The 20,166-nt window shown below is 66.7% G+C and carries 17 protein-coding genes; 12 read left to right on the top strand and 5 right to left on the bottom strand.

What is annotated here, in order from left to right; genetic code table 11:
- The first annotated feature begins 9 nt into the window (after positions 1-9).
- A complete protein-coding gene (gene smeE / locus AC5P5X_RS19165; protein ID WP_005411088.1) occupies positions 10-3,132 on the top strand; it encodes a multidrug efflux RND transporter permease subunit SmeE in 3,123 nt (1,040 codons plus the stop codon).
- 92 nt (positions 3,133-3,224) lie between these two features.
- Positions 3,225-4,625: a multidrug efflux RND transporter outer membrane subunit SmeF gene (gene smeF, locus AC5P5X_RS19160; protein WP_146256695.1), complete on the top strand. Its 1,401-nt coding sequence runs from the start codon at positions 3,225-3,227 to the stop codon at positions 4,623-4,625.
- 83 nt (positions 4,626-4,708) lie between these two features.
- On the opposite strand, the gene AC5P5X_RS19155 is transcribed toward smeF, so the two are convergent.
- The 4 genes from AC5P5X_RS19155 to AC5P5X_RS19140 all read right to left on the bottom strand — a co-directional run bounded on the left by AC5P5X_RS19155 (position 4,709) and on the right by AC5P5X_RS19140 (position 6,521).
- On the bottom strand, positions 4,709-5,131 hold the full coding sequence (locus AC5P5X_RS19155; protein ID WP_111174213.1) for a low affinity iron permease family protein: 423 nt from the start codon (positions 5,129-5,131) through the stop codon (positions 4,709-4,711).
- Positions 5,132-5,198: 67 nt separating this feature from the next.
- Positions 5,199-5,534: a hypothetical protein gene (locus AC5P5X_RS19150; RefSeq protein ID WP_005411085.1), complete on the bottom strand. Its 336-nt coding sequence runs from the start codon at positions 5,532-5,534 to the stop codon at positions 5,199-5,201.
- A gap of 75 nt (positions 5,535-5,609) precedes the next feature.
- Positions 5,610-5,870: a hypothetical protein gene (locus tag AC5P5X_RS19145; protein WP_005414515.1), complete on the bottom strand. Its 261-nt coding sequence runs from the start codon at positions 5,868-5,870 to the stop codon at positions 5,610-5,612.
- Positions 5,871-6,068: 198 nt separating this feature from the next.
- A complete protein-coding gene (locus tag AC5P5X_RS19140) occupies positions 6,069-6,521 on the bottom strand; it encodes a nucleoside deaminase (RefSeq protein WP_005411083.1) in 453 nt (150 codons plus the stop codon).
- An 80-nt stretch (positions 6,522-6,601) separates the two neighbouring features.
- Here AC5P5X_RS19140 and ubiE point away from each other — a divergent pair, with 80 nt between their 5' ends.
- From ubiE to AC5P5X_RS19120, 4 genes are all read left to right on the top strand, one after another.
- A complete protein-coding gene (gene ubiE / locus AC5P5X_RS19135) occupies positions 6,602-7,363 on the top strand; it encodes a bifunctional demethylmenaquinone methyltransferase/2-methoxy-6-polyprenyl-1,4-benzoquinol methylase UbiE (protein ID WP_005411082.1) in 762 nt (253 codons plus the stop codon).
- A gap of 193 nt (positions 7,364-7,556) precedes the next feature.
- Complete coding sequence (locus AC5P5X_RS19130) at positions 7,557-9,485, top strand: M1 family metallopeptidase (protein WP_005414514.1); 1,929 nt, start codon at positions 7,557-7,559, stop codon at positions 9,483-9,485.
- A gap of 127 nt (positions 9,486-9,612) precedes the next feature.
- The gene (locus AC5P5X_RS19125; protein ID WP_005411080.1) at positions 9,613-10,344 is read left to right on the top strand and encodes a hypothetical protein; all 732 of its coding nucleotides are present in this window, start codon (positions 9,613-9,615) and stop codon (positions 10,342-10,344) included.
- Positions 10,332-10,967, top strand: coding sequence for an HAD family hydrolase (locus AC5P5X_RS19120; protein ID WP_111189690.1), 636 nt, complete (start codon positions 10,332-10,334; stop codon positions 10,965-10,967). Before AC5P5X_RS19125 ends, AC5P5X_RS19120 begins: the two co-directional genes overlap by 13 nt.
- A 230-nt stretch (positions 10,968-11,197) precedes the next feature.
- On the opposite strand, the gene AC5P5X_RS19115 is transcribed toward AC5P5X_RS19120, so the two are convergent.
- Entirely contained in the window at positions 11,198-12,136 is a 939-nt protein-coding gene (locus tag AC5P5X_RS19115; RefSeq protein WP_005411078.1) for a carbohydrate kinase family protein, read from the bottom strand.
- Between the two features lie 283 nt (positions 12,137-12,419).
- Between AC5P5X_RS19115 and AC5P5X_RS19110 the strand changes: the two genes are divergently transcribed.
- The 6 genes from AC5P5X_RS19110 (at position 12,420) to rodA (AC5P5X_RS19085) (ending at position 19,572) form a co-directional block, all read left to right on the top strand.
- Positions 12,420-13,466: a rod shape-determining protein gene (locus AC5P5X_RS19110; protein ID WP_005411077.1), complete on the top strand. Its 1,047-nt coding sequence runs from the start codon at positions 12,420-12,422 to the stop codon at positions 13,464-13,466.
- Between the two features lie 121 nt (positions 13,467-13,587).
- On the top strand, positions 13,588-14,685 hold the full coding sequence (gene mreC / locus AC5P5X_RS19105) for a rod shape-determining protein MreC (protein WP_049450451.1): 1,098 nt from the start codon (positions 13,588-13,590) through the stop codon (positions 14,683-14,685).
- Positions 14,682-15,167 (top strand): rod shape-determining protein MreD, encoded by a 486-nt coding sequence (mreD, locus tag AC5P5X_RS19100; RefSeq protein ID WP_005411075.1) that lies wholly within the window; start codon positions 14,682-14,684, stop codon positions 15,165-15,167. Before mreC ends, mreD begins: the two co-directional genes overlap by 4 nt.
- A 3-nt stretch (positions 15,168-15,170) precedes the next feature.
- On the top strand, positions 15,171-17,246 hold the full coding sequence (gene mrdA, locus AC5P5X_RS19095; RefSeq protein WP_005414510.1) for a penicillin-binding protein 2: 2,076 nt from the start codon (positions 15,171-15,173) through the stop codon (positions 17,244-17,246).
- Positions 17,243-18,355, top strand: coding sequence for a rod shape-determining protein RodA (gene rodA / locus AC5P5X_RS19090; RefSeq protein ID WP_005411073.1), 1,113 nt, complete (start codon positions 17,243-17,245; stop codon positions 18,353-18,355). The genes mrdA and rodA (AC5P5X_RS19090) overlap by 4 nt, the downstream gene beginning before the upstream one ends.
- A 122-nt stretch (positions 18,356-18,477) precedes the next feature.
- Entirely contained in the window at positions 18,478-19,572 is a 1,095-nt protein-coding gene (gene rodA, locus AC5P5X_RS19085; RefSeq protein ID WP_111189018.1) for a rod shape-determining protein RodA, read from the top strand.
- Positions 19,573-20,166 lie beyond the last annotated feature (594 nt).

Here is a 20,166-nt window from a genome sequence, read left to right as displayed (position 1 = left end):
GAGAACCCCATGGCACGCTTTTTCATCGATCGACCCATCTTCGCGTGGGTGATCGCCATCATCATCATGCTCGCCGGCGGCCTGGCCCTGTTCAAGCTGCCGGTCTCGATGTACCCCAACGTCGCACCACCGGCGGTGGAAATCAGCGCCACCTACCCGGGTGCATCGGCCAAGGTGGTCGAGGACTCGGTGACGCAGATCATCGAGCAGAACATGAAGGGCCTTGATGGTCTGATCTACTTCTCCTCCAACAGCTCGTCCAACGGCCAGGCCACCATCACCCTGACCTTCGAGAGCGGCACCAACCCGGACATCGCCCAGGTGCAGGTGCAGAACAAGCTGCAGCTGGCCATGCCGCTGCTGCCGCAGGAAGTGCAGCGGCAGGGCATCAACGTGGCCAAGTCCAGCTCGGGCTTCCTGAACGTCATCGCGTTCGTGTCCGAGAACGGCAGCATGGATGCCAACGACATCGCCGACTACGTCGGTTCCAATGTCGTCGATCGCCTGAGCCGCGTGCCGGGCGTGGGCAACATCCAGGTGTTCGGTGGCAAGTACGCCATGCGCATCTGGCTGGATCCGAACAAGCTGCATACCTATGGCCTGTCGGTTGCGGAAGTGACCGCAGCGATCAAGGCACAGAACGCGCAGGTGGCCATCGGCCAGCTTGGCGGTGCACCGTCGATCAAGGGCCAGCAGCTCAACGCCACCATCAACGCGCAGTCGCGCCTGCAGACCCCGGAACAGTTCCGCAACATCATCGTGCGCGGTGCGCAGGACGGTGCCGAGCTGCGCCTGGGGGATGTCGCCCGCGTCGAGCTGGGTGCCGAGTCCTACGACTTCGTCACCCGCTACAACGGCCAGCCGGCCAGCGGCCTGGCGGTGACCCTGGCCACCGGCGCCAACGCGCTGGATACCGCTGCTGGTGTGAATGCCGCGCTGGAAGACATGAAGAGCTTCTTCCCGGCCGGGCTGAAGGCGGAGGTCCCGTACGACACCACCCCGTTCGTGCGCGTGTCGATCAAGGGCGTGGTGCAGACCCTGATCGAAGCGATCGTGCTGGTGTTCGTGGTGATGTACCTGTTCCTGCAGAACTTCCGCGCCACCCTGATCCCGACCATCGCCGTGCCGGTGGTGCTGCTGGGTACCTTCGGCGTGCTGGCCATGCTCGGCTTCTCGGTGAACATGCTGACCATGTTCGCGATGGTGCTTGCGATCGGCCTGCTGGTGGACGATGCCATCGTGGTGGTGGAGAACGTCGAGCGCATCATGTCCGAGGAAGGACTGTCGCCGCTCGAGGCGACCCGCAAGTCGATGGGCCAGATCACCGGCGCGCTGGTGGGCATCGGCCTGGTGCTGTCGGCGGTGTTCGTGCCGATGGCCTTCATGAGTGGCTCCACCGGCGTGATCTACCGCCAGTTCTCGGCCACGATCGTCTCGGCGATGGCATTGTCGGTGCTGGTCGCGATCGTGCTGACCCCGGCGCTGTGCGCGACCATGCTCAAGCCGCTGAAGAAGGGTGAGCACCACGTCGCCCACCGCGGCCTGGCCGGTCGCTTCTTCAATGGCTTCAACCGTGGATTCGACCGCACCAGCGAAAGCTACCAGCGTGGCGTGCGCGGCATCATCCATCGCCCGTGGCGCTTCATGGGCATCGTGGCGGCGCTGTTCGTGCTGATGGGCGTGTTGTTCGTGCGCCTGCCCAGCTCATTCCTGCCCAACGAAGACCAGGGCGTGTTGATGGCGCTGGTGCAGGCCCCGGTGGGTGCCACCCAGGAACGTACGCTGGAATCGATCGCGGCACTGGAAAACCACTTCCTGCAGAACGAGAAGGATGCGGTGGACTCGGTGTTCTCGGTGCAGGGCTTCAGCTTCGCCGGCATGGGCCAGAACGCCGGCATGGCGTTCGTCAAGCTGAAGGACTGGAGCGAGCGTGACGCCAACAATGGCGTGATGCCGATCACCGGACGCGCGATGGCGGCCCTGGGCCAGATCAAGGATGCCTTCATCTTCGCCTTCCCGCCGCCGGCCATCCCGGAACTGGGCACCGCCTCGGGCTATACCTTCTTCCTGAAGGACAACAGCGGCCAGGGCCACGAGGCACTGGTGGCCGCGCGCAACCAGCTGCTCGGCCTCGCCGCCGGCAGCAAGAAGCTGGCCAACGTGCGCCCGAACGGCCAGGAGGACACGCCGCAGTTCCGCATCGACATCGACGCGGCCAAGGCGACCTCGCTGGGGCTGTCAATCGACCAGATCAACGGCACGCTGGCCGCCGCGTGGGGCAGCTCGTACATCGACGACTTCGTCGATCGTGGCCGCGTCAAGCGTGTGTTCGTGCAGGCCGACCAGCCGTTCCGCATGGTGCCGGAGGACTTCGATCTCTGGTCCGTGAAGAACGACAAGGGTGAAATGGTGCCGTTCAGTGCCTTCGCCACCAAGCACTGGGATTACGGTTCGCCGCGCCTGGAACGCTACAACGGTGTGTCGGCCATGGAAATCCAGGGCGAACCGGCCCCGGGTGTCGCCTCCGGTGATGCCATGGCCGAGATCGAACAGCTGGCCAAGCAGCTGCCGGCGGGCTTCGGCATCGAATGGACGGCGATGTCATACCAGGAGCGCCAGGCTGGCTCGCAGACGCCACTGCTGTACACGCTCTCGCTGATGATCGTATTCCTGTGCCTGGCCGCGATGTACGAAAGCTGGAGCGTGCCGACCGCAGTGCTGCTGGCGGCCCCGCTGGGCATCCTCGGCGCGGTGCTGGCCAATACCTTCAAGGGCCTGGAACGCGATATCTACTTCCAGGTGGCGATGCTGACCACGGTGGGCCTGACCAGCAAGAACGCGATCCTGATCGTGGAGTTCGCCAAAGAGAACCTGGAGAAGGGCGCAGGCCTGATCGAATCGATCATGCATGCCGTGCGCGACCGCCTGCGTCCGATCGTGATGACCTCGCTGGCCTTCGGCATGGGCGTGGTACCGCTGGCGATCTCCACCGGTGCCGGTTCCGGCGCCAAGCAGGCGATCGGCACCGGCGTGCTCGGCGGCATGATCGTCGGCACCGTGCTCGGTGTGTTCTTCGTGCCGCTGTTCTTCGTGGTGGTGCAGCGCGTGTTCAAGCGCAAATCCACGACGTGACCTGAAACGGTCATGCCGGCCTCAGGCTGGCGTTGTCGAAACGGTAGTGCCGGCCGCTGGCCGGCATGACCTCCTGCCATCCGGCAGTACCGATGGAAGTCATTCCCATGAAAAGTGCATCCCTGTTCCTTTCCATTGCCGCTGTGCTCGCGCTCGCCGGCTGCTCCACCCTGGTGCCGAAGAACACCGCTGTCGCCCCGGCGATCCCGGCGCAGTGGCCGGCCGAGGCCGCGCAGGGCGAGGTGGCCGATGTCGCCGCCGTCGGCTGGCGCGACTTCTTCACCGATGCGCGCCTGCAGCAGGTGATCGACCAGTCGCTGCAGAACAACCGCGATCTGCGCGTGGCCGTGCTCAACGTTGAGCGCGCGCGCGGCCAGTACCGTGTGCAGCGCGCTGATCGCGTGCCCGGCGTGGCCGTTACCGGCCAGATGCAGCGCCAGGGCACCGACGCCGGTGTCAACGAACAGTTCACCGCCGGTGTCGGCGTGGCCGAGTTCGAGCTGGATCTGTTCGGCCGCGTGCGCAATCTCAGTGAAGCCGCGCTGCAGCGGTACTTCGCCGTCGCCGCCAACCGCCGCAACGCGCAGTTGAGCCTGGTGGCCGAGACGGCCACCGCATGGCTGACCTACGGTGCCGATGCGCAGCGGCTGAAGATCGCCGATGCCACGCTGAAGACCTACGAGGATTCGCTGCGCCTGGCCGAGGCCCGCCACGAACGTGGTGGCAGTTCGGCGCTGGAGCTGACCCAGACCCGTACCCTGGTCGAGACCGCGCGTACGGACGCCGCACGCCTGCGTGGCCAGTTGGCCCAGGACCGCAACGCGCTGGCGCTGCTGGCCGGTGGCCAGCTGGATCCGGCGCTGCTGCCGGACAGCATCGAGCCGCAGCTGCTTGCACTGGCACCGCCGCCGGCCGGCCTGCCCAGCGACGTGCTGCTGCAGCGCCCGGACATCATGGCCGCCGAACACCAGCTGCTGGCGGCCAACGCCAATATCGGTGCGGCACGCGCGGCGTTCTTCCCGAGCATCTCGCTGACCGGCAGCATCGGCAGTGGTTCGAGCGAACTGTCCAACCTGTTCGACAGCGGTACGCGCGTGTGGAGCTTCCTGCCGAAGATCACGCTGCCGATCTTCCAGGGCGGCAAGCTGCGCGCCAACCTGGCCATCGCCAACGCCGATCGTGATATCGCTCTGGCGCAGTACGAGAAGTCGATCCAGGTGGGCTTCCGCGAAACCGCCGATGCGCTGGCGTTGAATGTCAGCCTGGACGAGCAGGTGAGTTCACAGCAGCGCCTGGTGGAAGCGGCCGAACAGGCCAACCGCCTGTCGCAGGCGCGCTACGACGCGGGCCTGGACAGCTTCGTGACCCTGCTTGATGCGCGGCGTACCGCCTACAACGCACAACAGACCCAGCTGCAGGCGCAGCTGGCGCAGCAGGCCAACCGCATCACCCTGTACAAGGTGCTGGGCGGTGGCTGGCACGAGCGCAGCTGAAGGACAGCCGGCCAGCGGCCGGCTCTACCTTGATGATCGATGGTAGTGCCGGCCGCTGGCCGGCATTGTCATTTCAGGACCTGCTACACCGCTTCATCGTCGCGCCGCGCTACATGGCAGGCGCGAACGCGCGCGAGCGCATCGCCGGCTTCGCGCGCCATCTGCTCGTACTCGGCGCGGATCTCTTCCAGGCGCGCTTCGTCCAGTTCTTCCAGATCCAACAGTTCGTTGTTGGCTTCGGCCGTCGCCCGGATCAGCTCGTCCAGCTTGATCTGCATCGCGGCGGTGTCCGCGTTCTGCGTGTGCTGGATCAGGAACACCATCAGGAAGGTGATGATGGTGGTGCCGGTGTTGATCACCAGCTGCCAGGTGTCGTTGAAACCGAACACCGGGCCACTGATGCCCCAGATCACCACGATCGCTACTGCAGCCAGGAAGGTCCACGGCGAGCCGGTGGCGGCCGCGGCCTTCTTGGCGATCGTATTGAACAGGTTTCGTACTTTCATCGTCGTCGTCCCACTCAGGTGACGAGGATGATCGGCAGTGGCCCGTGCAGGCGCCGTGCAGCGGCGGTCAGGCGCGCATGCGCTGCAGCCGCGGTGCCTGCAGGCTGCGCACCGGACTGCTCTGGTAGACGTGCTGCCAGCAACGGTCGACGAATTCGCGGGCCTGGGCTTCACTCAGTCGCGGCATGATCTGCAGGGCGTACTGGGTCTGGAACATCTCGTCACGTTCGGCCTCGCTGGCGCGCGGCTGAGTGATCAGCGAATCGCAGGCAAACTTGATCCACGGCACGTACGAGCCGAACGAGTTGTGCGGCAGTGCGCCTTCGGCATGTTGGCGGCGCCAGTGATCCAGCTCGGCGTCAACGTTGATGACCGGAGGAATGGTGGGGACTTCAGCGTGCATGACAATCCAGTTCGGTTGAGTGGAAAGGGAGTGGGGGTTCATCGGAGTGTGGCGTATGTGGCGGTGCATGCCGCGTCAGCGCGATGTGGAGCTGGCGTTGGCATGTCCAATCAACTGCGCGTGCTCGACGGCACCGAGATCTTCGGCCAGGGTGGCCATCGCGTTGCACAGGCGCTCGTGGTCGAGCGGATGGCGACGGACCAGCTCCAGTTGCATGCGCTGGTAGGCGGTCCAGAACAACGCGCCGCGCCGGTGCAGTGCATATTGCCGCTGCAGGCGTTCGCGGATCGGGTCGAGGATCGAGTCTGGTGCAGGTCGTACGGCGTGCGCGCACATGGCTGGCTCCGCCGGGGAAAGAAGTCCCGGTAACCCCACCCTAGGCGCGGCAGCCGGGCGGGGTGTTATCGCAGCGTGTGCACGTTGCGCAGCTGACTGTGCACTGGTTCACGGCAATGGCCGCAAACGCTGCCGGCACTAGGGCGTGCCGGCACTGAAGCGTTCATTAAACGGGTTCAACAGGACACTGCGTGGTGATCATTCGCCGATGTCTTCATTCCAGATCTCCGGGTGCTGCGCAATGAAGCCGCCCAGCAGGTCCACGCATTCCTGGCTGTCCAGGTCGATCACGTTGACGCCATTTTCCCGCAACCAGTCGATGCCGCCCTGGAAGGTGCGCGATTCGCCCACCACCACGGTGCCGATGTTGAACTGGCGCACCAGGCCAGAGCAGTACCAGCACGGTGCCAGGGTGGTGACCATGATCGTGTCCTGATAACGGCGCTGGCGGCCGGCCTTGCGGAACGCATCGGTCTCGCCGTGCACCGACGGGTCGCCTTCCTGCACGCGGCGGTTGTGGCCGCAGCCAAGCAGGCGGCCGTCGTTGTGGTACAGGGCTGCGCCGATCGGCACGCCGCCCTCGGCCAGGCCCTGGCGGGCTTCGGCGATGGCGGTCTGCAGCAGGGCCTGGTAGTCGGGCGTGGTGATCATGCGGGGCTCCGGTAAGTCGTGGCCCGCCATGATACGGGCAGGGGGTGCCGCTGGCCCCCGGCGGTGCGATAATCGGGGCCATGAGCGAATCCCCCTACAAAGCCGGTACCACCCATTTCGGGTTCCGCGACGTCGCCGCCAAGGACAAGCAGAAGCTGGTCGGCCAGGTGTTCACCTCGGTCGCGCGCAACTACGACCTGATGAACGACCTGATGAGCCTGGGCGTGCACCGGGCGTGGAAGCGCTACTACGTGGCCACCGCGCAGGTGAAGCCGGGCGACCGCGTGCTCGATCTGGCGGGCGGCACCGGCGACATCGCCGCCCTGCTGAAGGAGCGCGTCGGCGCCGAGGGCTCGGTGGTGCTGGGCGACATCAACGCCGGCATGCTGTCGGTCGGCCGTGACCGCCTGACCAACCGCGGCCTGGTGCTCGGCCTGGACTACGTGCAGTGCAACGCCGAGGCCCTGCCGTTCCCGGACAACAGCTTCGACCTGGTCACCATCGCCTTCGGCCTGCGCAACGTGACCGACAAGGACGCTGGCCTGCGCGAGATGTACCGCGTGCTGAAGGTGGGCGGCCAGGCCCGCGTGCTGGAGTTCTCCGAAGTCACCGCGGACTGGTTCAAGCCGATCTACGACTTCCACTCGTTCAAGATCCTGCCGAAGCTGGGCAAGCTGTTCGCCAATGACTCGGACAGCTACCAGTACCTGGCCGAGAGCATCCGCAAGCACCCGCCGCAGGATGAACTGAAGGCGATGATGGGGCAGGCCGGGTTCGAGCGCTGCCACTACAAGAACCTGACCGGCGGCATCGTTTCGATCCACTCCGGCTACAAGCTGTAAGCCCCGCTCTGGTGGGTGCCAACCGTGGTTGGTGCTCGCCCGCTGCGGTGATCCGATCTGGTAGCTGCCGACCTTGGTTGGCATGCGCCCGAGGCGCAGGATCGGCTTGCCTGCCATTACCCCGCACCGCGCAACGCCTGCCGGGCCGGAGGGGGGTACCATTGGGGTTTGATCCCCGTAACGGTCCCGATTCATGCGTAATCCGCTGATGCTCCTTCCGCTGGCCGTGGCCCTGGCCGCCGGCTGCTCCCAGGAGGCGGCCGCGCCCGCCGCCGCCCCGACTGCCGCAAAGGCCCCTGCCGCCCCCGTGAACGCCGAGAACCGCAGCCACGACGAAAGCTCGTACGCCGAGCCGGACAAGGTCGTCATCAAGGACATCGCGCTGGATCTGAAGCTGGACTTCGACCAGAAGCAGATCGGTGGCACCGCCACCTACACCCTGGAATGGAAGCAGAAGGACGCCAGGCAGCTGGTGCTCGACACCCGCGAGCTGACCGTGTCCAAGGTCGAGGCCGTCGCCGCCGATGGCGCGCGCAGCCCGCTGAAGTTCGAGCTGGCCGCCGCTGACAAGGTGTTCGGCAGCAAGCTGACCATCGAGGCCCCGGAACAGCCGGCCAAGGTGGAAGTGACCTACCACACCGCGCCGACCGCATCGGGCCTGCAGTGGCTGGCACCGTCGATGACCGAGGGCAAGAAGCTGCCCTTCATGTTCAGCCAGTCGCAGGCCATCCACGCCCGTTCGTGGGTGCCGCTGCAGGACACCCCGAGCGTGCGTTTCACCTACAGCGCGCACGTGGTCTCGCGCCCGGACGTGATGGTGCTGATGAGCGCCGACAACGATCCGAAGGCGGCGCGTGACGGTGACTACACCTTCAAGATGCCGCAGCCGATTCCGTCCTACCTGCTGGCCATCGCCGCCGGCGACCTGGTGTTCGAGCCGATCTCCGGCCGCTCCGGCGTCTGGGCCGAGCCGACCATGGTCAACAAGGCCGCCAAGGAATTCGAAGACACCGAGAAGATGATCGGTGCCGCCGAGAAGCTGTACGGCGAATACCGCTGGGGCCGCTACGACATGCTGGTGCTGCCGCCGTCGTTCCCGTTCGGCGGCATGGAAAACCCGCGCCTGACCTTCGCCACCCCGACCGTGATCGTCGGCGACAAGTCGCTGGTCTCGCTGGTGGCCCACGAGCTGGCGCACAGCTGGTCGGGCAACCTGGTGACCAACGCCAGCTGGAAGGACATCTGGCTCAATGAAGGCTTCACCACCTACGTCCAGGGCCGCATCACCGAAGCCCTGTACGGCAAGGAGATGGCCGAGATGGAGAAGCAGATCGACCAGACCGACCTGCTGGCCGAAGTGAAGGACATGAGCCCGGCCGACCAGGCACTGGCGCTGCCGCCGCTGAACGAGCGTGATCCCGACGAAGCGCTCAGCCAGGTCGCCTACGTCAAGGGTTCGTGGTTCTTGGAGTTCCTGGAGCAGCGCTTCGGCCGCGAGACCTTCGATCCGTTCCTGCGGGGCTGGTTCGATGACCACGCCTTCCAGAGCGCGAACACCGACCAGTTCGTCGCGTACATGAAGAAGAACCTGCTGCCGAAGAATCCGTCGGCCGTGACCGAGGCCGAACTGAAGGCGTGGCTGGACGAGCCTGGCATCCCGGCGTTCGCGGCCAAGGCGCAGTCGCGCAACTTCAGCAGCGTCGATACCGCGCGCATCGCATTCGCCAGCGCCGGTACCGTGCCCAGCAGCCAGGTCATCGCCGACTGGAGCACCCAGGAATGGGTGCGCTTCATCGACGGCCTCGGTGCGACCCAGCCGCTGGACAAGCTGGCCACGCTGGACAAGGCCTTCCACTTCACCGGCACCCCCAATGGCGAGATCGCCATGCGCTGGTACCCGCTGGCGATCCGCAGCGGCTACGAGCAGGCCAATGAAGGGGCGGCTGCATTCATCGAGCGCGTCGGCCGTCGCAAGCTGATCCTGCCGATCTACGCCGAACTGGTGAAGACCCCGAAGGGTCTGGAACTGGCCAAGCAGGCCTTCGAAAAGGCCAAGCCGGGCTACCACCCGATCACCACCGCCTCGGTCCAGGACATGCTGGCCAAGGCTGAAGCCAAGTAAGCGGTAGTGCCGGCCGCTGGCCGGCAACCGGTCACTGCTTCACCACCAACGGCGGGGAAACCCGCCGTTGGTGTATCCGCTTTTCGCTGCCGATAGAATCGGGATGCACTCGCATAGGACCTCCGCCATGAAACGACTGATCCTGCTCACCGCCTGCACCCTGGCCCTGGCCGCCTGCAGCAACCCGGAAGAGGAACGCAAGGCGCAGGAAGCCGCTGCGGCCGCCGCGCAGGCGCAGAAGGAGGCCAAGGCCGAAGACGTGGCCAAGCAGTACGACATGGCCGTGGCCGCGCAGGACTGGGAACGCGCGCGCCTGCATGGTGCCTCGCTGCTGGACCAGTACAAGGACACCGCCGCCGCCGAGCGCATCGCCGCAGGCTTCGACGAGGTCAAGGCCAAGGGCGACGCCGCGCGCGACCTGCGCCGCATGCAGGGGCTATGGCAGTACAACCAGATTCCGGTGGGCAGCAAGGGCAACCAGGTCTCGGCGCAGATCTACAGCAAGGAACGGGTGGACGTGGATGGCAGCGGCGCCAAACCGGTGCAGCTGGTGTTCCGCGATCATCCGGAATGGAAGCGGCATGCCTACCTGGTGCTGCAGGCCGGTGATTTCCGTTGCCCGCAATGCACGGTGAAAGTGACCGTGGATGACGGCAAGCCGGTACCAATGGCGGCCTGGCGCCCGAAGACTGATGAAGCCATCGCCCTGTTCATCACCGATCAGAAGGCACTGTGGAAGCTGGCGCGCAAGGGCAAGTCGATCAGCATCGAGTTCCCGGTCAAGGCCGGTGGCACGCGAACGGCCGTGTTCGAAACCGGCGGTGTCGACGCCAGCCGCATGCCGCAGTGGTGGCAGTGAGGGTTGCGACGGGCAGCGCAGTGCACGCGTTGTCCGCGATCCGGCACTGGGTGTTCGACATGGACGGCACACTGACGGTAGCCGTGCATGACTTCGCCGCGATCCGCCGCGCGCTGGAGATCGCCGCGGAGGAAGACATCCTCGACCATATCGCGGCATTGCCCGACGCACCGGCGCAGGCCAAGCGCGCGTGGCTGCTGGATCACGAGCGCGCCCTGGCCGAGGACGCGTTGCCAGCGCCGGGGGCGGTGAAGCTGCTGCGCGCGCTGGCGGCGGCGGGTTGCCGACTGGGCATCCTGACCCGCAACGACCATGCGCTGGCGAAGCTGACGCTGGAGGCGATCGGGGTCGGGGCGTTGTTCGACGACGCCGGCATCATCGGCCGCGATGAAGCGGTGCCCAAGCCCTCGCCGGATGGCCTGCAGCAGCATCTTCGTCGCTGGGGCATCGGGGCTGCGCACGCGGTGATGGTCGGTGACCACGCCTACGACCTGGAGTGCGGGCGCGCCGCGGGCGCTCACACCGTGCTGGTCAATCTGCCGGAGAACCCATGGCCGGGCCGGGCCGACTGGCATTTCGCCGATTGCCGCGCCTTGCTGGCGGCCTGGCAGCAAAAGGGGTAGTGCCGGCCGCTGGCCGGCAGTGTCGACCAAGGTCGACACCTACCAGAACACCCGTGGCCAGGCTGGCGGCCTGGCAGAAGGGGTAGTGCCGGCCGCTGGCCGGCAGTGTCGACCAAGGTCGACACCTACCAACAGCATTCCCAGCAGCGCATCGGGTGGAAAGCCCCCTTGTTGTTCAAGAGGGCGCGCCGAAGGCGCGGGGACAAGGTGGAATGCGCGGGCAGTTCGGCTTACGCGCCCAGCGCGTAACCGAACTGCTGCTTGAACTGCTCGTTGAACTCATCGAAGGTGAAGCGCTGGTTCTGCGTGCCCGGGTGCTCGACCTTCAGCGCGCCCATCAGGTTGCCCATGCGGCCGATGGTCAGCCAGTCGTAGCCCTTCTGGATGCCGTAGATCAGGCCGGCGCGGAAGGCGTCGCCACAGCCGGTCGGATCGACCACGCGGCGCTCGTGCGCCGGCGGGATGTCGTAGCTCTTTTCCGGGGTGTGGATGACCGCACCCTTCGGGCCACGGGTGGTGATGTAGGCCTTGACCCGGCTGACGATCTCCTTCTCGTCCCAGCCGGTGCGCTCCTGCAGCAGGTTCGACTCGTAGTCGTTGACCACCACGTAGTCGGCCTGATCGATGAAGGCGCGCAGCTCGGGGCCGTTGAACAGCGGCATGGCCTGGCCCGGGTCGAAGATGAACGGAATGCCGTCCTCGTGGAATTCCTGCGCGTTCTGGATCATGCCTTCGCGGCCGTCCGGGCCGACCAGGCCCAGGGTCACGCCCGGCACGCCGCGCACATGGTTCTCGTAGGAGCGCATCATCGCGCCCGGGTGGAAGGCGGTGATCTGGTTGTTGTCGTGGTCGGTGGTGATGAACGCCTGCGGGGTGAACAGCTCGTCGATCACGCGCACACGCGACAGATCGATGCCCAGGCCTTCGAAGTATTCGCGGTACGGGCCGAAATCCGAACCCACGGTGCCCATCGGGATCGGCTGGCCGCCCAGCAGGTGCAGGTTGTAGGCGATGTTGCCGGCGCAGCCGCCGAACTCGCGGCGCATGCGCGGCACGAGGAAGGACACGTTCAGGATGTGCACCTTGTCCGGCAGGATGTGATTCTTGAACTGGTCCGGGAACACCATGATGGTGTCGAAGGCAAGAGAACCACAGATCAGAGCGGACATCGATGTAAGCCTATGCGGTGAATTTTGGGGTGGGCCGGCCCGGTTCAGCGGGCAAGCAAACGGCGCCCTTGGGCGCCCGACGGCGCAAAGGTTACCCGCTGGTGCCGCTCAGGGCCAGAACCGGGTGATGCCCGATCAGGCCGAAAGCCTGTGAAGACGCGGGTTCAGCTAGTTTTTTCCTTGCTCGGCGGCAGGCGGGTTGCTAGGCTTGTCGGCCTCGATTTCTGCCCATTTTTTCGCCATCCCGCGGCGGGCACGACACCCCTCAGGACTCCTTCCTCAGATGTTCAAGAAACTCCGTGGCATGTTCTCCAACGACCTGTCCATCGACCTGGGCACGGCCAACACCCTCATCTACGTGCGCGGGCAGGGGATCGTGCTGAACGAGCCGTCGGTCGTGGCCGTGCGCCAGGACCGTGCCATCGGTGGCACTCGCTCGGTGGCAGCCGTTGGCGCCGAGGCCAAGCAGATGCTCGGCCGTACCCCGGGCCACATCACCACCATCCGCCCGATGAAGGACGGCGTCATCGCCGACTTCACCTACACCGAGGCGATGCTCAAGCACTTCATCAAGAAGGTGCACAAGTCGCGCGTGCTGCGCCCGAGCCCGCGCGTGCTGGTCTGCGTGCCGGCCGGTTCGACCCAGGTCGAGCGCCGCGCGATCAAGGAATCGGCCGAGGAAGCCGGTGCCCGTGACGTGTACCTGATCGAAGAACCGATGGCTGCCGCGATCGGCGCCGGCATGCCGGTCACCGAAGCCCGTGGCTCGATGGTCATCGACATCGGCGGCGGCACCACCGAAGTGGCGGTGATCTCGCTCAACGGCATCGTCTATTCGGCCTCGGTCCGCATCGGCGGCGACCGCTTCGACGAATCCATCACCAACTACGTGCGCCGCAACCACGGCATGCTGATCGGTGAAGCCACCGCCGAGCGCATCAAGGTCGAGCTGGGTTGTGCCTACCCGCAGGCCGAGGTGCAGGAGCTGGAGATCTCCGGCCGCAACCTCGCCGAGGGCGTGCCGAAGATGATCAAGATCAGCTCCAACGAGGTGCTTGAAGCCCTGCACGAACCGCTGTCGGGCATCGTCAGCGCGGTCAAGCTGGCGCTGGAGCAGACCCCGCCGGAACTGTGTGCCGACGTTGCCGAGCGCGGCATCGTGCTGACCGGCGGCGGCGCCCTGCTGCGTGACCTGGACCGCCTGATCTCCGAGGAAACCGGCCTGCACGTGCAGGTGGCCGACGATCCGCTGACCTGCGTGGCCCGCGGTGGCGGTCGTGCGCTGGAACTGGTGGACATGCACGGCAACGAGTTCTTTGCGCCGGAATAAGCCGTCCCGGCCGTTCCTGCCCGCCGCGCCCTTCCGGGGTGCGGCCCGCCGCGATGGCGGGCCGGCACCGGCGGGGCGTCCGCGTGTTTCCCTTCCGCCTTCTGCCAGTTGAATCGTTGCCGTGCCGCCCTACGCCGGTCCTCCCGTTGCCTCCCGATCCGGTGATGCCGCCAGCCCCCTGCGGTTGCTGGCCTATCTTGCGTTGGCCATCACACTGATCGTCCTTGACGATCAGGCGGGTTGGCTGGCGCGCCTGCGCGAGCAGGCCAACAGCCTGGTGCAGCCTGTATGGGCACTGGCGGGTCTGCCCGGCAAGCTCGGCAACCAGGTCAAGGATTCCGCGGCCAGCCACACCCAGCTGGTCACCGAGAACCGTGAACTGCGCAACCAGCTGCTGCTGGCCAACGCGCGCCTGACCCGTCTGCAGACCGCGGCGCTGGACAACGCCCAGCTGCGCGAACTGCTGAACGTGGCCGAGCGCAGTGGCCTGGACGTGCAGCTGGCGCCGATCCTGGATATCGACCTGGACCCGGTGAAGCAGCGCCTGGTGCTCGACGCCGGCAGCCGCGAAGGCGTGCATGTCGGGCAGGCGGTGATCGATGCCGGTGGCCTGATGGGGCAGGTGATCAGCGTCACCGGCGGTACCTCCACCGTGCTGCTGCTGACCGACCCCGACCACGCGGTGCCGGTCACCGTGGCCCGCAACGGCGTACGCCTGATCGTCTACGGTCGCGGCGACACGCTGGAGCTGCGCGACATCCCGCTCAGCGCGGGTGTGGAAGTGGGCGATGAGATCGTCACCTCCGGCCTCGGTGGCCGCTTCCCGGCCGGCTTCCCGGTCGGCACCATCACCGGCCTGCGCCCGGACGACACCCATGCCTTCCTGGTCGGCGAACTGAAGCCAGCCGCCCAGCTGGATCGTGGCCGTGATGTGCTGCTGCTGCGCCCCGGTGCGGCGATCCGCATTCCGCCGGAACTGCGCCTGCAGCTGGAAGAAACCACTCCGGGTGGCCCGGCCACCGGCGCCACCGTGCCTGCGGGAGCCGCGCCAGCGACAACGACGCCAGCTCCGGTCAGCTCCCCGGTAGTGCCGGCCGCTGGCCGGCAACAGCCCTCGTCGCAAGCGAGGACTGTTGCTCCCGCATCCTCGCTTGATCCTGCTGCTCCGGTAGTGCCGGCCGCTGGCCGGCAACCGACCACGCCGGAGGCCCAGCGATGAGCCGCCTGCGCGACAACCCGTGGGTATTGCCGGCCAGCCTGGTCGTAGCCCTGCTGCTGGGCCTGCTGCCGTTGCCGGCGCTGCTGCAGCCGCTGCGCCCGTACTGGCTGGCGCTGGTACTGGCGTACTGGGTGATCGAGACGCCCGAGCGCGTCGGCCTGGGCATCGCTTTCGCCAGCGGCGTGGTCGCCGACCTGCTGTACGGCGGCGTGCTCGGCGAACAGGCGCTGCGGCTGGTGATGCTGGCCTTCATCCTGCAGCGTTTCCGCGCCCGCATCCGCTTCTTCCCGATGTCGCAGCAGATGCTGGCCATCGGCGGCCTGCTGTTCAACGACCGCATCGTCAGCGCACTGGTGCACATCCTGGTGGGTGAACCGACCCTGCCGTGGTCGTACTGGTGGGCACCGCTGCTGGGCATGGGCCTGTGGCCGCTGGTGTTCGTGCTGCTGGATGCGGTGCGCTTCGGCAAGCGCGGGCGCTGAGCCATGATCCCGCGTCGCCAGGTCAAGAATCCGCACGCTGAAGCCGAACAGTTCCGCCGCCGCGCGGCGCTGGGTTTCCTGGGCGTGCTGGTCTGCCTGCTGGGCCTGGGCGGCTGGTACTTCAAGCTGCAGGTGCTGGATCACGACGTCTACGCCACGCGCTCGGAAGCCAACCGCATCAAGCCGCGGCCGGTGGTGCCCGGGCGCGGCATGATCTACGACCGCAACGGTCGCCTGCTGGCCGAGAACGTGCCAGCGTTCCGCCTGGACGTGACCCCGGACAAGGTCAAGGACATGGACGCCACCCTGGAAGGGCTGGCGAAGATCATCAGCATCAGCCCGGAAGAGCTGGAAGCGTTCAACAAGTCGCGCAAGGCGCGCCGCAAGTTCCTGCCGGTCACGCTGAAGCTGCGCATGAGCGACGAGGAGATGGCGCGCTTCGCCGTCGACCGTTGGCGCTTCCCCGGCGTCGAGCTTGAGCCCTACCTGACCCGGCGTTATCCGTACGGTGACCTGTTTGCGCACATCATCGGCTATGTCGGCCGCGTCGACGACAAGGACCTGGAGATCCTCGGCGAAGGCAATGCCGCGCTTACCCACATCGGCAAGTCCGGCCTGGAGCGCTATTACGAGCAGCAGTTGCGCGGCAAGGTCGGCTACGAGCAGGTCGAAACCAACGTGCAGGGCCGTGCCATCCGCACCATCGGCCGGGTGGCCGCGCAGTCCGGCGCCGACCTGCGGCTGTCGATCGACGCGGACCTGCAGCGTGCCATGGTGGCCGCCTTCGGCGACCAGGAAGGCTCGGCAGTGGCGATGGACCCCCGTACCGGCGAGGTGCTGGCGATGGTCAGCCTGCCGTCCTACGACCCCAACCTGTTCGTCAACGGCATTTCCCATGCCGACTTCAAGGCGCTGAACGAGAACCCGTCGCGGCCGCAGTTCAACCGCCTGGTGCTCGGCGGCGTCGCTCCCGGTTCCACGCTGAAGCCGCTGATCGGCCTGGCCGGCCTGGACTCGGGCGTGCGCCGCCCGGAAGACAAGGTGCTGTCCACCGGCATGTTCTACCTGCCCGGCACCAGCCGTGGCTGGGGTGATGCGCATCGTGGCGGCCATGGCTGGACCGATCTGCGCAAGTCCATCGCCGAGTCGGTCAACACCTACTACTACAAGCTGGCGCTGGACCTGGGCATCGAGCGCTTCGACCATTACATGGAGTACTACGGCTTCGGCCAGCCGACCGGTATCGACCTCACCGGCGAAATCGGCGGCATCCTGCCGTCGCCGGCCTACAAGCGGAAGACCCGCAAGGAAGCCTGGTACCCCGGCGATACGGTCAACATCAGCATCGGCCAGGGCGACTGGAAGGTCACCCCGCTGCAGTTGGCGCGCGGCGTCAGCGCGCTGGCCGACGGGCAGCTGCGCACCCCGCACCTGGTGATCCAGCAGCGCGACGGCTTCGACAGCGACTGGACCGCGACGCCGCCCGGCGAGAGCAAGCCGGTCAGCCCCAACCCCAACAACGTGCAGGCGGTGCGCGAGGGCATGATGGCGACCATGCGGCCGGGCGGCAGCGGCTGGCGCGTGGCGGTCGGTGCGCCGTACGTGATGGCCGGCAAGACCGGTACCGCGCAGGTCATCAGCCGCAAGGGCACCGCAGCGGTGAACCCGAAGAGCCTGCCCATGCACCTGCGCCACCGCGCGCTGTTCGTCGGCTTCGCGCCGGTCGAAAACCCGGTGATCGCGATCGCGGTGGCGGTGGAAGGCGGTGGCTATGGTGGTTCGGCTGCTGCGCCGATCGCCCGCAAGGTGTTCGATGCCTACCTGCTGGGCAAGATGCCCGAGGGCATGCAGCCGCTGGACAGCGAGCGTGGTACCACCGCCATCGGTGCCACCGCGTTCGACAACGAAGACGCCGGCGCACGCCAGGCCGGTGATCTCGCGGCCGCGCAGCTGGGCGAACACCCGGTGCAGGTGGGTGCCCCCACCCCCGAACCGGCCCCTGCGCCGCAGCCGGGCACGCCGGCCGCTGCCGCAGTGCCGGCCACGCCACGCCCGACGGTTGCGGAGCCCGCACGATGAAAGTGTTCCTGCGCTGGGCCGGCGACATGCTGCGCCGCTTCTTCAGCACGCTGGACTGGGTGTTGTGCCTCGCCCTGGGCGCGCTGATGGTGATCGGCCTGGCCACCTTGAAGAGTGCCGGTGGCGACGGCCTGGTGATGGCCCAGGGCGCGCGTTTCGCGGTGGGCATGGCTGCACTGTGGGGCATCTCGCGGGTGCCGATCCTGCGCATCCGCTCGGCCACGCCGATGATCTATGCGATCTCCATGATTCCGCTGCTGGCGGTGTTCGTGCTCGGCACCGGCAAGTACGGCCGGCAGTGGCTGGACCTGAAGTTCTTCTACCTGCAGCCGGCCGAGCTGCTGAAGGTCAGCCTGCCGATGATGGTGGCCTGGTACCTGCACAAGATGCCGCTGCCGCCGCGCTTCAACACCGTGCTCGTGGCCTTGATCATCATCGGCGTGCCGACCGGCCTGGTGATGTTGCAGCCCGACTTCGGTACCGGCGTGCTGATCGCCGCCAGCGGCGTGTTTGTACTGCTGCTGGCAGGCCTGCCGTGGTGGTGGGTCGGGCTGGGCGTGGGCGGCGTGGCTGCGGTCGCGCCGGTGGCCTGGTTCTGGCTGCTGCGGCCGTACCAGAAGGACCGCATCATGATGTTCCTGGACCCGGAGATGGATGCGCTGGGGGCCGGTTGGAACATCATCCAGTCGAAGATCGCGATCGGTTCCGGCGGCTTCGATGGCAAGGGCTGGGGCGAGGGCTCGCAATCCCACCTGAACTTCATTCCCGAGCAGACCACCGACTTCGCGTTCTCGGTGCTGAGCGAAGAGTTCGGCTGGATGGGTGTGGCCCTGGTGCTGACCCTGTACCTGGTGGTGATCGGGCGTTGCCTGTGGATCGCTAGCCAGTCGCGCGATTCCTATTCGCGCCTGTTGGCCGGCGCCACTGGCCTGGCGTTCTTCGTCTATGTACTGGTGAACGGCGGGATGATTTCCGGCCTGCTGCCGGTGGTGGGCGTGCCGATGCCGCTGATCAGCTACGGCGGTACTTCGGCGGTGTCGCTGCTGGCCGGTTTCGGCCTGGTAATGGCGGTGCGCAGCCACAATCCAGTGCACGGCGGCTACGGTTGAGTCCGGCGTCGGGGTCAGATCCCTTTTTCCACAGGAAAAAGGGATCTGACCCCGCAGCTCGGCTACGGAGAGCAGGAGCACCCTGACAGCTTCACGCAAGCACCCGTTGCTACCGTGCCCGCGTGGAATGGAAACGACTGCTTGGTGGCTGCCGTGAGGTGGCGCGCACGATCGATCTGCCATTGCTGATCGCGTTGCTGATCCTGATGGGCGCGGGCCTGGCGGTGCTGCACAGCGTGTCCGGGCCGGTGGCTGGGCAGGCGGCGCGTTTTGCCGGTGGCCTGGCGTCGATGTGGCTGCTGTCCCGCGTTTCGCTGCTGCGGCTGCGCGCGTGGACGCCGGCAATCTATGCGCTGTCGATGCTGCCGCTGATGGCGGTGTATGTGATCGGTACAGGCAAGTACGGGCAGCGCTGGCTCAATCTCGGCGTGTTCTACCTGCAGCCGTCCGAACTGCTCAAGCTCAGCCTGCCGCTGATGATGGCCTGGTACCTGCATCGGCAACCGCTGCCACCGTCGCCGCGCACCGTACTGACCACCACCGTGCTGATCGGTGTACCCGTCGTGCTGATCCTGATGCAGCCCAACCTCGGCACCGCCACGCTGGTCACCGCCAGCGGCGTGTTCGCGCTGCTGTTGGCCGGATTGCACTGGGGCTGGGTGGCAACTGGCGCGACGGGCCTTGCCGTTGCCGCGCCGCTGGCCTGGTTCGGCCTGCTGCGGCAGTACCAGAAGGATCGCGTGCTGACCTTCCTTGATCCGTCGGCGGATCCGCTTGGCACCGGTTGGAACATCCTGCAGTCGCGCATCGCGATCGGCTCCGGTGGCTGGGACGGGCGCGGCTGGGGGCAGGGCACCCAGGCCACGCTGGACTTCCTGCCTGAGTACACCACCGACTTCGCGTTCTCGGTGCTGGCCGAAGAGTTCGGCTGGATCGGCGTGGCCACCGTGTTTGCGCTGTACCTGTTCGTGGTCGGCCGCTGCCTGTGGATCGCGGTGCACGCCCGCGACACGCACGCACGGTTGCTGGCCGGCAGCCTGGGCTTGGCGTTCTTCGTGTACGTACTGGTGAACGGCGGGATGATTTCCGGCCTGCTGCCGGTGGTGGGCATTCCGATGCCGTTGATCAGCTATGGCGGCACCTCGGCGGTGTCGCTGCTGGCGGGTATCGGGCTGGTGATGGCGGTGCGCGGGCACCGGCCCGTGCACGGGGGATAGGGTTTCCAGCCAACGGCGCAGCCCCTCGTGGGTGACCGCGCAAAGCAGTTCATGGGTGGGGCCGGGTAGATGGGCCGCGCAGGGGACGCTGCAAGTACATCCATGTAAGCTCGGTCGCCGCATCCATGCGGCTCACGCCCCTGCGCGGCCCATCTACCCGGCCACGGACAGGTTCCGTGCGCGTCTACCCACGGAGAAGAAAGAGAAGATCAAAAGCAAAGGCGGCCTGGCGGGTCGCTTCATTGCCTTGTGTAGAGCCGATCCATGCTCGGCTCACGAGCAAGCGCAGCGTCGCGACCCGCTTTTGATCTTCTCTTTCTTCTCCGTGGGTGGCAGACCTCCGAAATCTGTCAGAGGCCGGTCGGGTTGGGTACGCGGGGGTGTCAGCCGCATGGATGCGGCTGCCAAGCCTCCAGGGACGGATTCACGGCGTCCCCCGCGTACCCAACCCGACCGGCCCACCCGCGGCTTCTGCTTTCCGCGACCACCCCAGACACCACCCACGAGGGGCTGCGCCGTTGGCTGGAAACTTCCTGACTCTGCGCAACGCTCGCTGTGGAAGCGTTCTCATAACGATGCAGGACAGCACACTCG

The sequence above is a fragment of the Stenotrophomonas sp. YJH_SMC_91 genome (assembly GCF_059368495.1).
Note: the sequence above shows the minus strand (reverse complement) of the source record. Positions and strands in the feature narration are given on the sequence as shown.